Here is a 12,993-nt window from a genome sequence, read left to right on the forward strand (position 1 = left end):
TCAGCGCACCAGCGCACGCTGCCTCCAGGCCAGCGCGCTGCCCAGCCACAGCGCCAGCGCCGAGTAGAACAGGCCGCGCTCCAATCCGCCCGGGCCGTCGGCGATCCAGCCCACCGCCGTGGGCCCGACGATCTGCCCGGCTGCAAACACGATGGTGAAGGCGCTGATGCCGCTGGCCCACTGCGCCGCCGGCAAATTGTGGCGCACCAGCGCCGTGGTAGAGGCCACCACCGACAAAAAAACCGCCCCGAACAACAGCCCCGAGGCCAGCAAGGCCGGCCAGGCCGCCGTGAGCGCGGGCACCAGCGTGGCCAGGCCGAGCAGGGCGTTCAGGCGCGCCAGCGCCTGGCCCCCGCGAAAACGGTCCAACCAACCCGCCCACAGCCGCGCCGAGGCCACCACCCCCAGCCCCAGCAGAGTGTAAAAGAGCGTGATCGCTTGGGTGGCGTGCCCCTGTTCGTGCAGCAGCGCAATCACGAACGTCATGTAGCCGATGTAGCCCAGGCCAAACAGGGTGTAGGCGGCCAGCGCCCAGCCAAAGTGTTGCACCATCGTGCCCCAGCCCAAGGCATGGCTGTGCCCCGCCCCCGCTGCGCTGCCGGGCGCGGCGGCATCGACTTCCAAGCCGAGCCCACGCAGCGCCCGCAGCAACCACCACAGCGAGGCCGTGGTCAGCACACAGACCAGCGCCAGCATCCACCAAGCCCAAGCCCAGCCATGCGCCACGCTGGCGGCCCAAGCCAGCGTGGGCGGCACCGCCAGCGCCGACAGCACGATGCCCCAGCCCACGCCGCCGTAGTACAGGCCGAGCAACCAGCCGCTGTGCGTCGGCCAAACCGTACCCAGGCGCGCGGCCAGCAGGCCCCCCGCCACAAACACCCAGGCGCTGAACACGCCCGCCGCCAGCCGCTGCGCCAGCAGCGGCGCGCTGGCGCTAAAAAACCCGCTGCTGGCCATGAACACGCTGGCCAGCAGCGCCCCAGCCAACAGCAGCGGCCCAGCGCCATAGCGGCGCAGCAGCCAGGGGGCGCTGAGGGCGCCGATCAGGTAGCCGATGGCGTTGAAGGTGTTCATGGCACCGGCCAGCGCATAGGTCCAGCCGAGGTCGGCGCGCATGGGCGGCAGCAACAGCCCATAAGCAAAGCGCGTGATGCCCAGCGCCACCGCCGCCGCCAGCGAGAGCCACAGCGCCAGCAGCACGCCGTGCCACCAAGGCGGCAGGGGAGACCGGAGCGCACTGGGTTCGGCCATAGGGGCCTATCAGCGCGGCCCCGGCGGCCGCCAGCGTTTGAGCAGCAAGGCGTTGCCCACCACGCTCACCGAGCTGAGCGCCATCGCCGCCCCGGCCAGCACCGGGCTGAGCAAGCCCAGCGCCGCCAGCGGAATGCCGACGGTGTTGTAAACAAAGGCCCAAAACAGGTTTTGCCGAATTTTTCGCACCGTGCGGCGCGAAATATCGAGTGCCGCCGCCACCAGCAGCGGATCGCCGCGCATCAGGGTGATGCCAGCCGCATGCAGCGCCACGTCGGAGCCGCCTTGGGCGTGGCTCATGGCCAGCCCCACATCGGCGGCGGCCAGCGCCGGGGCATCGTTCACGCCGTCGCCCACCATCGCCACCACCCGCCCTTGCGCCTTGAGTTCGCCCACCAGCCGCGCCTTGTCGCCCGGCAGCACCTGAGCGCGCACCTCGCCCGCCTCGGGCTTGAGGCCCAAGCGGCGCGCCATGGCCTCGGCGGCGCGCTGGTTGTCGCCCGAAATCATCAGCACCTGCAAACCCAAGGCGCGCAATTCGGTGATGGCTTGGGCGGAACCGGGCTTGGGCTGGTCGGCAAAAGCCAACAGGGCCAGCGGCTGCCATGCGCCCGCCATGCGGTGCAGGCCCGCTGCGGCCTGCTGTGGCTCGGTGCTGGCTGGAGAGCCCGCTTCTATCTGCTGTGCTGGCTGTGGCGCTTGCTCTGCGAGGACGGCACGGCCCGGTGTTTCCATTGCATTAGGTGCAGGCTCAATGGGGTCAAGGCGATCGCCCACACGCAAGGCCAGCACCGAGACGCTGCAACCTTGGCCCGCCCAATCTTCGGCCTGCGCCTGCCAGCGCTGCAGGTCCACCCCGAGCCCCTGCAGCCAGTCCCAACTGCCCAAATAAAGCGGCGCGCCCTGCACCACGCCGTGGCAGCCGCGCCCCGGCACCGCCTGCACGGCGCTGGCTTGCAATTCGGTAGGGGCTCCAATCGCCCGTTCACTGGCCACATCTCCTGCCGATCCCGCTGTGGGCACCTGCCGTGCCCGCTGCGCTTGCTCCGCCTGCAACACCGCCCGCGCCAGCGGGTGCTCGCTGTGGCGCTGCAAGGCCGCCGCCGCCTGCAAGGCCGCCGCCTCATCCACGCCATCGGCTGGCAGCAGGTGCGCCAACACCGGCTGGCCTAGGGTTAAAGTGCCGGTTTTGTCGAAGGCCACCGTGTCCACGCGGCGCGCGCTTTCCAGCGCCTCCGGGTCTTTGATCAAAATTCCGTGCTGCGCCGCCACCCCGGTGCCGGCCATGATCGCCGTGGGCGTGGCCAGCCCGAGCGCACAGGGGCAGGCGATCACCAGCACCGCCACCGCCGCCAGCAACGCCTGCTCGAACGGCGCCTGCTGCCAACCCCACCAGAGCGCAAAAGTGGCCAGCGCAATCAGCAGCACCACCGGCACGAACACCGCCGCCACCCGGTCCACCTGGCGCTGCACCGGCGGCTTGACCGCCTGCGCGTCTTGCACCAGCGCGATGATGCGCTGCAGCACCGACTGCGTGCCCAGCGCCGTCACGCGCAACTCGATGGCGCCGTCGCCGTTCAGGCTGCCGCCCGTCACGGTGTCGCCCACCTGGCGCAGCACCGGCAGCGGCTCGCCGGTGAGCAAGGATTCGTCGATCTGCGTCTGCCCTTGCTCGATCACGCCGTCGGCGGGCAGGCGCTCGCCCGGGCGCACCAGCAGCCGATCGCCGGGCAGCAGTTCGGCCACCGGCACATCCTGCAACTGCTCGCGCAGCACCCCGTCGGGCAGCAGGTGCGCGACTTCGGGGCGCAGCGCCTGCAGGGCGCGGATGGCGCTGGTGGTTTGGCGCTTGGCGCGCGCCTCCAGCCACTTGCCCAGCAGCACCAGGGTGATGATCACCGCCGCCGCCTCGTAGTACAGCGGCACCAGGGTGCCCGGCTCGGCGCGCCACCACAGCCAGGTGCTCATGCCCCAAGCCGCCGTGGTGCCGATGGCCACCAGCAATTCCATATTGCCGCTGCCCGCGCGCAGCGCATACCAACCAGCGCGGTAAAAACGCGCCCCAAGCACGAACTGCACCGGTGTGGCGAGCACAAACTGCCACAGCGGCCCCAGCATCCAGTGCTGGCCCCAGAGCTTGCCCACCATGGGCAGCGCCAGCGGCAGCGTGAGCAAAATGGCCAGCAACACCGGCCAGAAATCGCGCCGCACGCCCCAGAGTCGATCCAGTGCGGGGTCGGACTCTGCCGCCTGTTCCAGTGGCACGGGTTCGTAACCGGCGTCGCGCACCGCGCGGTGCAGCCGCGCTTGCCAGAGCGCGGGCTCATCCGTTCCCATCGCCGCTGCAGCCACCGATTCGGCTTGGCTCGGCTCGCCCGGCGCGGGTGCGGCCGCGCGCACGCGCACCGTTTCGGTGGCTAGGTTCACGCTCACCTGCTGCACACCGGGCACCTTGGCCAAGGCGCGCTCAACCCGCGCCACGCAGGAGGCGCAGGTCATGCCCACGATTTTGAAGTCGGTCTCGGGTGGCAGTGCAGCAGGGTTCACTCAAGGTTCCAGCAATCGTTTCATACTAGCGACTTTAACCAAAAAGGAATTCCAGATGGACACACAACACTTCACCGTTCAGGGCATGACTTGCGGCCATTGCGAAGGGGCCGTGCGCCAAGCCATCCGCCGCCTCGATGCGCAGGCCGAGGTGCAGATCGAGCGCAGCAGTGGCCGCGTGAGCGTGCGCAGCACCTGCAGCCGCCCCGCGCTGGCGGCCGCGCTGACCGAAGCGGGCTACCCCGAGCTCAATGACAGCGCAAGCGATGCCGAAACGGCTTAAATCCATGGCACAAGGGTGTGGATAGATCTGGCACAAGTCGGGGCTTATCCACAGGCCCAGCCGATTAGGGCCACTTGTTCCGCGCCGCAAGGTTTACAACAGCCCCACTGTGCACACCTAAAAAAACCGCCAATGAATTGAAAATAAACAAAAAAATGGGTTGTTCAGCGAAATCCGTGGGGCCTACTACTACGACTATGTTTTAAAAATACATTCAGACAGATAGGGGACAAAGCAGGCCGAGCCCTATGCCATAAGCGACGCCACGCGCGCCACAGCCCTGCTTGGGGCGGCGGCTGGGCTGTTAAGATTTGCCTTTGACCACCTCCCACCGTCCATGCCAGCGGCTTCTGACCCCTCCACGAGTTTCGAACTCAAAAGCACCCAATGGCCCCTGCTGGCCTTGGCGCTGCGCAGCGCCGACACAAGGCAACTGGCACACGACTGGCAACAGCGTTATGGCGACGCCGAGGGGTTTTTTGATCAAGACGCGCTGCTGCTCGACTTCAGCGCCATCGAAGCCCTTGATCAAGCCTGCGATTTGCCAGCGCTGCTGCAGCTCTTGCGCAAGGCCAATTTGCATCCCTTGGCCTTTAAGGGTGGATCGAATGCGCTGCGCATGCAAGCCACCGCCGCCGGCTTGGCGCGCGCCGACGACGCCGCCGACACCGTGCAACATCGGGTGCTCAGCAAGGCGCAGCCGCCAGCGGCCAGCCCCGCGCCTGCGCCCGCAGAAACCATCCCGGTCAGCGCCCTGCTAATCGACCGACCTTTGCGCTCGGGCCAGCAGGTCTATGCGCGCGGGCGCGACCTGATCGTCACAGCCATGGTCAACCCCGGTGCCGAGGTGGTGGCCGATGGCCATATTCACGTCTATGCGCCGCTGCGTGGCAAGGCCATCGCCGGTGCGCGCGGAAACGAGAATGCCCGCATTTTTGCCAGTTGCCTCGAAGCCGAGCTGCTGGCCATAGCCGGCACCTACCGCACCAGTGAGGTGCCGCTGCCGCAGACCGTGCAAGGCAAGCCTGCCGTGGTGCGGCTGCAACGCAACGAGCAAGGTGAGCGACTGCTGATCGAACCCATTGTTTAAAAAATAGAATACGGCCAAGAAAGATACACAAACATGAGCAAAATCGTCGTGGTGACTTCGGGCAAAGGCGGGGTGGGCAAAACCACCACCAGCGCCAGCTTTGCCGCCGGACTGGCCCTTAAAGGGCACAAAACCGTGGTGATCGACTTTGACGTGGGCCTGCGCAACCTCGACCTGATCATGGGTTGCGAGCGGCGCGTGGTGTACGACTTCATCAACGTCATCCAGCAAGAGGCCAACCTCAATCAAGCCCTGATCAAAGACAAGCAGTGCGATAACTTGTACGTGCTGGCGGCCAGCCAGACGCGCGACAAAGACGCGCTGTCGCAAGAGGGGGTGGCGCGCGTGCTCAACGATCTGGCGGGCATGGGTTTTGATTACATTGTTTGCGATTCGCCCGCCGGCATCGAGACCGGCGCCCTGATGGCCATGCACTACGCCGACGAGGCGCTGGTGGTGACCAACCCCGAGGTCTCGAGCGTGCGCGACTCGGACCGCATCTTGGGCATGCTCAGCAGCAAAACCCAGCGCGCCATCGACGGCCGCGAGCCGATCAAAGAGCATTTGCTGATCACGCGCTACAACCCAAACCGGGTGCAAGAGGGGCAGATGCTCTCGCTGCAAGACATTCAGGATATTTTGCGCATACCACTCATCGGCGTGATTCCCGAGAGCGAAACGGTGCTGCAAGCGTCGAACCAGGGCCTGCCGGCGGTGCACATGCAAGGCAGCGAGGTGTCGGAAGCCTACAAAGACGTGATCGAGCGCTTTCTGGGCCAAGAGCGGCCGCTGCGCTTCATCGACGCGCAAAAGCCCAGCCTGCTCAAACGCCTGTTCGGAAGGTGAGCGCCATGTCGTTCCTGTCCTTTTTGCTGGGCGAAAAAAAGAAGACGGCTTCGATCGCCAAAGACCGGCTGCAGATCATCCTGGCGCACGAGCGCAGCGGGCGCAACGCCAGCGAACCCGACTACCTGCCGCAGTTGCAGCGCGAGCTGATCGCCGTCATCAGCAAGTACGTGCACGTCAACCCGGGCGACATCCGCGTCCACTTGGAGCGCCAAGAAAACCTCGACGTGCTGGAAGTCAAGATCGAGCTGCCCGAAACGCAGCGCTGAGCTTGGGTGCACCGCATGACGGTGCCGCCGCCTTGTCAAATTCCTTCCCTATACTGGGGCGGTTCCATAGACACTGCTGCCCGCCATGCCCTTGCTGCTCACGCTCAACGCCGGATCGTCGTCGATCAAGTTTTCGCTCACCCCACTGCCCGAGGCACCCGGCAGCCCCTTGCCTGCGCCGCTGGCGCACGGGCAGGTGTCGGGCATAGGCGGTGCGGCGGCGCGCCTGAGCCTGCACTCCAACCAGCACGGCCAACAAGTGCAGGCCCTGCCCACAGTGTCCAGTGGGCGCAGTGGCCACGAACAGGCGCTAGACGCCGTGTTGCACTGGCTGGAGCAGCACCTGCCTGAGCAAAAAGTGGCGCTGGTGAGCCACCGCGTGGTGCACGGTGGGGTGCATTTTGCGCAACCGGTGCGGATCGACGCCCAGGTGCTGGAGCAGCTCGACGCGCTGGCCCCCTTGGCGCCGCTGCACCAGCCGCACAACCTGGCCGGCATCCGCTCGGCCATGGCGGCCTTTGGGCAGGCGCTGCAAGTGGCGTGTTTCGACACCGCCTTTCACCGCCAGCACCCCTTCGTGGCCGACACCTTTGCCCTGCCCCGGCGCTTTTACGATGAAGGCGTGCGCCGCTACGGCTTTCATGGCTTGTCCTACGAGTTCATCGCGCGCGCCCTGAAACTGCACTGGCCCGCGCTGCACCAAGGGCGCGTGATTGTGGCGCACCTGGGCAACGGGGCCTCGATGTGCGCGCTGCGCCAAGGCGTGTCGATCGATTCCAGCATGGGCTTTACCGCCCTCGACGGCCTGCCCATGGGCACCCGCTGCGGCCAGATCGACCCCGGCGTGCTGCTCTACCTGCTCACCGAAAAAGGCTACAACCCGGCGCAGTTGACCGAGCTGCTGTACCAGCAATCCGGGCTCAAGGGCCTGTCGGGCCTGAGCAACGACGTGCGCGAGCTGCTGCAATCCGAGCAGCCGCAGGCCGGGCAGGCGCTGGATTATTTTGTGGCGCGCTGCCAGCGCGAAATCGGTGCCCTGAGCGCCAGCCTGGGCGGGCTCGATGCGCTGGTGTTCACCGGCGGCATCGGCGAAAACGCGGTGTCCATCCGCCAGCGCATCGTGCAAGACCTGGGCTGGATCGGGATCGACTTCGATGCCGCCGCCAACGCCGCCCTGCACGCCGGTGCGCACAGCCAGGGCCTGATCAGCCGGCCCGGCTCGCGCGTGAGCGCGCTGGTGCTGCCCACCGACGAAGAGCGCATGCTGGCCGAACACGCGCTGGCGCTGTGGACGGCCGCTTAAAAAATTTTTCAGCAACTTTGGAGCAAAGCCATGTTCATCGACCCCCAATCACGCGACCCACTGCCCAAGGTCTGGGATGAAAACGCCCGCATCGGCGACATGCTGCAAGGCAAACGCGGCCTGGTGGTGGGGGTGGCCAACGCCGACAGCATCGCTTTTGGCTGCGCCGCCAAGCTGCGCGCCTTTGGGGCCGAAATCGCCCTGACCTACCTGAACGAAAAAGCCAAAAAGTTCGTCGAGCCGCTGGCCGAGCAGATCGACGCCGCGCTGCTGCTGCCGCTCGATGTGAGCCAGCCGGGGCAGATGGAGCAGGTGTTCGAGCAGATCAAGCAACACTGGGGCAGCTTGGACTTCGTCATCCACTCGATTGCCTACGCACCGCGCGACGACTTGCACGGGCGCATCGTTGACTGCTCGCAAGCTGGTTTTTTGCAGGCCATGCAGGTGTCCTGCCACTCCTTCATCGAAATGGCGCACCACGCCGAGCCCCTGCTGCGCCCCGGCGGCGCGCTGGTGACGATGAGCTACTACGGCGCCGACAAAGTAGTCAACAACTACAACCTGATGGGCCCGGTGAAAGCGGCGCTGGAATCCTCGGTGCGCTACCTGGCCAAAGAGCTGGGCGAAAAGGATGTGCGCGTCTATGCCGTTTCGCCCGGCCCGCTGAAAACCCGCGCCTCCTCAGGGATAGCGCACTTCGACGAGCTCATCGACATGGCGGTGACGCGCTCGCCCGGCCGACGCTTGGTGGACATCGCCGAAGTGGGGCGTGCGGTGGCGTTTTTGGTCGGCGGCGCGGCCTCGGGCATCACCGGTGACGTAATCTACGTCGATGCCGGCCTGCACCACATGGCGTGAGCCGCTGCCGTGCGTGAGGGCGCCGGCCTGAAATACGCCTGACACGCAAACAAGGCAAGCTCGGCCTTTGGAGTTGGAGCCACACCATGGAAAAACACAAAGCCGTTGCCTCAATGGGTCAGAATTCGCTGCTGCTGCCGGCCTGGATCACGGCCTCGCTGCTGGCCAACGACCGCCTCAAGCTCTATCTGTCGGTGCTGCAGTCGGCCGCCACGCACGCGGCCGATGCGCAAGCCCCGCTGCCCGATTGGTCTACCGAGCTGCGCCAGCACGGCCAGGCCGACCTGCTCTGGCTGGGCGAGCTGGCCGCCAACGCCTACATGCAAGACTCGCTGCTGGTGCTGCCGCAGATTGAGACCCTGACCCAGGCCATGGCCGACGACCTCGAAACCATGGCCAAGCCGGTGTGCGAGTTTGCCGATGCGCCCGAGTCGGAATTTTGCAGCCGGCGCGGGCACTGGCTCGCGGTGCTCGAGCGGCTGCAGGAGCAAAGCGGCTTGCGCCCGGGCGACTTGGGCAGCCTGACCCACGGCGAGCCCGCGCGCGGCGACAGCCTGCACCTGCTGGTGATGGACCTGCACAAGCGGCTCAACGCCTTGGCGGCCCAGATTGCCACCGAAAACATCGACGGCGCCCATGTGTGGCAGATCGAGCCCGACGACCGGCCCCTGATCGAGGCCTTCATGCGCGGCTTGCAGCGCACCGCACCGCTCAAGTTTGGCCACCCCGGTCTGGCCACGGCGGTTACGCGCCACGGCAAGAAGCTGCTGATCCAAAACGACATTGGCACCAACGACGCGCACGTGCTGGTGCTCGAGGTGCAAGGCAAAACGGTGCGCCTGACCTACTCCGACTTGCACCAGGTGCGCTTCGATTTCTTTCGCCTGCAACTGGAGGCACTGGGTTTTACCTGGGAGTTGCTGGCCCCGCAAACCGTAGACGGACTCAACCAGGGCAAGCCCTACGTGCTGGGCCATGCCACGCTGCAGGTGCGCCAGCCGGCGGCGCTGTTGCAGGGGCTGGAGGCGGCGGCTTCGCGCATCGTGTTCCTGATCGATTGGAACCGGGCCCGCAAGCGGCTGCAACTGTTCGTCTCCAAACCGCTGGCGCTCGAGGTGCTGACCCACTGCGCCCAAACCGACGTCGGCCACATGGGCTGGTTGCTGGCTGGCGGCGAACAACTGGTCTATGGGGCCATGCAGGCGGTCGACAGCCACGCCTTTCGGGTCGGGGAGCGGCTGGATCAGGTGCTGGGCGAAACCGCGGCGCGCCAGTTTTTGCAGGCCCTGCTGACCGAGGCCAGCCTGAAACTGCGCCAGCAACTGCCCACCGCCATGGTGCAAGACGAGGCGCGCTTGCTGCTGGCACGCGCCATGCGCCAGCGCAGCTTTGAGTTTGATTTGCTGGCCGAGCACGCGGCGCTGCAGCATGCCATTGCCACCGAAGTGTGCCGTGCCTTGGCCGGGGACAACGGGGCCGACCCCGCGCAGTGGCTGCAAACGCTGGGCCGCGCCAAGGCCTGGGAGCACCAGGCCGACCAGATTTTGTCCACCGCGCGCGAGCGCACCCGCCGCCACGAGCGCTGGCTGCCGTTGCTGGAGCTGCTTGGCGCCATGGACGACGTGGCCGACACGCTCGAAGAGTCGATTTTTTTGTTGCAACTGCTGCACACCGAGCCCCTGCACGGGCTGCCGCCCGCCATTGTGCAAGCGCTGCAGCGCCTGGCCGACACCACGCTGGCAGCCATTCAAGACCAGATCAAGGCGATCGAGATTGCGCGCCACCTGAGCCAGCAGGCCAACCGCACCGACGAAGAGGCCTTTTTGCAGGCGCTCTGGCGCACCTTGCGCGGCGAGCGCCTGTGCGACGACCTGTACCGCGAGGCGCGGGTGCAGGTGGTGCACGAACTGGCCACGCAGCCGGTGCTGTTCGGGCTCGCCAACGAGGTCGCGGCCGCGCTCGAAGAGGCCACCGACCACTTGTTGCGCGCCGGCTACGTGCTGCGCCGCATCGTGCTCAACCCAGGCGGGGTGGTGGCATGAAAAAACCCTCCAACCACGCATCGGCTTGGCCGCGCCACCTGTTTTTGATCAGCAGCTCGGAGCCCATGCCCAAAGCGGGCAAGGCCAGCAAAGACAGCAAGGCCAGTCTTGAGGCCATGGGGTCCAAGGCATGGCATTTGCTGCGCATGGCGCGGCTCGGTTTGCCGGTGCCGCCGGCGCTGGTGCTGGGCACGCACTACACCCGCGAACCGGCCGCGAGCCTGTTGCCCTTGTTTGGCGGTGGCCTGACGGCGTTCGAGGCGGTGTGCGGCCAACAGCTGGGCGACGCCCGCGCGCCCCTGATCGTCTCGGTGCGCTCCGGGGCTCCGGTGTCCATGCCCGGCATGATGGAAACCCTGCTCAACGTCGGCCTGTGCGACGCCACCCTGCCGGGGTTGTTGCGCCAAAGTGGCAACCCGCGCATGGTCTGGGACGCCTACCGGCGCCTGATCGCCAGCTACGCCGTGGTGGTGGGCGGGCTGGCGGCGCAACCGTTCGAGGCCGAGCGCTTGCTGGCCTGCGCCGGGGCCGACGAGCGCATGCTCGACTACGCGCAACTGCGCACCCTGTGCCGGCGCTACCTGGAGCTGTACCAAAGCCTGGCGGGGCAACCCTTTCCCCAAGACCCGCGGGAGCAGTTGGCGGCGGCGGTGCAGGCGGTGTATGGCTCGTGGTTTAGCCCCAAGGCCGCCAGCTACCGCAAGCTGCACGGCATCGACGAAGGGCTGGGCACCGCCGTGATCGTGCAGCGCATGGTGTTTGGCAACACCGGGCACCGCAGCGGCGCCGGGGTCGGTTTCACGCGCGACCCCAGCAGCGGCGAGCCCGCCTTGTGGGTGGATTTTTTGGCCAACGCCCAAGGGGAAGACGTGGTTAGCGGGCAGCGCAATGCGCACGGCCACGCCACCTTGGCGCAGACCCTGCCGCAGGCCTGGGAGGCGCTGCAGCAGGCGGCGCGCACGCTCGAGGGCGAGCTGGGCGATATGCAAGACTTCGAGTTCACGGTGCAAGACGGCCACCTGTATCTGCTGCAAACCCGCAGCGGCAAGCGCACCCCGCGTGCGGCGGCGCGCATCGCGCTGGACCTGTACGAGGCCGGCCTGATCGAGCGCCAGACGGCGCGCGAGCGCACCGCCCACCTCAAGGCCAAAGACCTGGTGTTGCAACAACTGGCCCCCAGCGCCGGGGACAGCGCTGCCGACGCGGCCGCACCGCTTGAGCTGGCACGCGCCAGCAGCGCCTGCAGCGGCATTGCCAGCGGCGAGATCGCGCTCGACCCGGAGCACGCCATCGAGCGCGCCCGCGCCGGGGTGCCGGTGCTTTTGCTGCGCCAGGACGCGCAAACCGAGGACATCGAGGCGCTGCAGCGGGTGCAGGGGCTGCTGACCCAGCGCGGCGCGCGCACGGCGCACGCGGCGGTGGTGGCGCGCCAACTGGGCAAGGTGTGTCTGGTCGGCTGCGAAGGGTTGCGCATCGACGCGCAACGCCAGACGGTGGCTTTTGGCCCGCACGAGTTCGCGGTGGGGCAGACCCTCACCCTGGACGGCAACCAGGGCATCGTTTATGCTGGCGCCTTGGCCGTTGTGGACGTGCCCGACACCCCCTTGCAGCGCCGCCTGCAGGCGCTGCGCTCCAATTCTTGACGCCTCACTACCGGAAACCCCATGATACAGCCCACAAATTCCAGCGAATGGAGTGAAAACCTGACCTTCGACGAGCTCTCGGTCGGCCAGAGCGCGCGCCTGCTGCGCACCCTGACGCTGCAAGACATCCAGGCCTTCGCCGCCGTCTCGGGCGACACCAACCCGGCCCACCTAAGCCCCGAATACGCCAACGACACCCTGTTTCACGGCGTGATCGGGCACGGCATGTGGAGCGGCGCGCTGATCTCGGCGCTGCTGGGCACGCAGTTTCCGGGGCCGGGCACCATCTACCTGGAGCAGGCGCTGCGCTTTGTGCGCCCGGTGCGCATCGGCGACACGCTCACCGTCACCGCCACCGTGCTCAGCAAAGACGAGGTCAAGAAAGCGGTCGAGCTCGACTGCCTGGTGGTCAACCAGAAAAACGAGAAGGTGCTGCAAGGCATGGCCAAGGTCTTGGCCCCCACCACCAAGGTTCGCCTGCCCAAGATCAACGCCCCGACCATTCAACTGTTCGACCCGCAGGCGCGTTTCCGCGAGCTGCTCTCGCTGGCCGACGGCATGGCGCCGATGCGCTGCGCCGTGGTGCACCCCTGCGATGCCGGCGCGCTGTCGGGTGCACTCGACGCCGCCCGGCATGGGCTGATGATCCCGCTGCTGATTGGCCCCAAGGAGCGCATTCTGGCGGTCGCCCGCGAGGCCGAGTTGGATTTGGGCGAGAGCGACATCCTGCACGTGCCGCACAGCCACGCCGCCGCCGAGCGGGCCGCCGAGCTGGCCGCCACCGGGCAGGTCGATGCCATCATGAAAGGCAGCCTGCACACCGACGAGCTGATTGCTGCCGTGCTGCAGCGCAAAGAGCTG

At 67.1% G+C, this 12,993-nt stretch carries 11 protein-coding genes; 9 read left to right on the plus strand and 2 right to left on the minus strand.

What is annotated here, in order from left to right; translation table 11 throughout:
• Entirely contained in the window at nucleotides 1-1,251 is a 1,251-nt protein-coding gene (locus tag SRAH_RS08055) for a YbfB/YjiJ family MFS transporter (RefSeq protein ID WP_045476741.1), read from the minus strand.
• 9 nt (nucleotides 1,252-1,260) lie between these two features.
• On the minus strand, nucleotides 1,261-3,798 hold the full coding sequence (locus tag SRAH_RS08060) for a heavy metal translocating P-type ATPase (protein ID WP_045476748.1): 2,538 nt from the start codon (nucleotides 3,796-3,798) through the stop codon (nucleotides 1,261-1,263).
• Between the two features lie 55 nt (nucleotides 3,799-3,853).
• On the opposite strand from SRAH_RS08060, the gene SRAH_RS08065 reads away from it, so the two are divergent.
• The 9 genes from SRAH_RS08065 to SRAH_RS08105 form a co-directional block, all read left to right on the plus strand.
• Nucleotides 3,854-4,081, plus strand: a complete 228-nt coding sequence (locus tag SRAH_RS08065) for a heavy-metal-associated domain-containing protein (protein WP_045476749.1) — start codon at nucleotides 3,854-3,856, stop codon at nucleotides 4,079-4,081.
• A 337-nt stretch (nucleotides 4,082-4,418) separates the two neighbouring features.
• Nucleotides 4,419-5,171, plus strand: a complete 753-nt coding sequence (gene minC, locus SRAH_RS08070; protein ID WP_029462837.1) for a septum site-determining protein MinC — start codon at nucleotides 4,419-4,421, stop codon at nucleotides 5,169-5,171.
• Between the two features lie 33 nt (nucleotides 5,172-5,204).
• Nucleotides 5,205-6,017, plus strand: coding sequence for a septum site-determining protein MinD (gene minD, locus SRAH_RS08075; RefSeq protein WP_029462838.1), 813 nt, complete (start codon nucleotides 5,205-5,207; stop codon nucleotides 6,015-6,017).
• Nucleotides 6,018-6,022: 5 nt separating this feature from the next.
• On the plus strand, nucleotides 6,023-6,286 hold the full coding sequence (gene minE / locus SRAH_RS08080; RefSeq protein ID WP_029462839.1) for a cell division topological specificity factor MinE: 264 nt from the start codon (nucleotides 6,023-6,025) through the stop codon (nucleotides 6,284-6,286).
• An 85-nt stretch (nucleotides 6,287-6,371) separates the two neighbouring features.
• Nucleotides 6,372-7,589, plus strand: a complete 1,218-nt coding sequence (locus SRAH_RS08085) for an acetate/propionate family kinase (protein ID WP_029462840.1) — start codon at nucleotides 6,372-6,374, stop codon at nucleotides 7,587-7,589.
• Nucleotides 7,590-7,688: 99 nt separating this feature from the next.
• Nucleotides 7,689-8,447 (plus strand): enoyl-ACP reductase FabI, encoded by a 759-nt coding sequence (gene fabI, locus SRAH_RS08090; RefSeq protein WP_029462841.1) that lies wholly within the window; start codon nucleotides 7,689-7,691, stop codon nucleotides 8,445-8,447.
• 86 nt (nucleotides 8,448-8,533) lie between these two features.
• The gene (locus SRAH_RS08095; RefSeq protein WP_029462842.1) at nucleotides 8,534-10,489 is read left to right on the plus strand and encodes a DUF47 domain-containing protein; all 1,956 of its coding nucleotides are present in this window, start codon (nucleotides 8,534-8,536) and stop codon (nucleotides 10,487-10,489) included.
• On the plus strand, nucleotides 10,486-12,132 hold the full coding sequence (locus tag SRAH_RS08100) for a PEP/pyruvate-binding domain-containing protein (protein WP_029462843.1): 1,647 nt from the start codon (nucleotides 10,486-10,488) through the stop codon (nucleotides 12,130-12,132). The genes SRAH_RS08095 and SRAH_RS08100 overlap by 4 nt, the downstream gene beginning before the upstream one ends.
• Nucleotides 12,133-12,153: 21 nt before the next feature.
• Nucleotides 12,154-12,993, plus strand: an 840-nt coding sequence (locus tag SRAH_RS08105) for a bifunctional enoyl-CoA hydratase/phosphate acetyltransferase (protein ID WP_029462844.1), incomplete at its 3' end; no start/stop codon positions are given.

This window comes from Serpentinimonas barnesii, from assembly GCF_000696225.1.
GTDB lineage: Bacteria > Pseudomonadota > Gammaproteobacteria > Burkholderiales > Burkholderiaceae_C > Serpentinimonas > Serpentinimonas barnesii.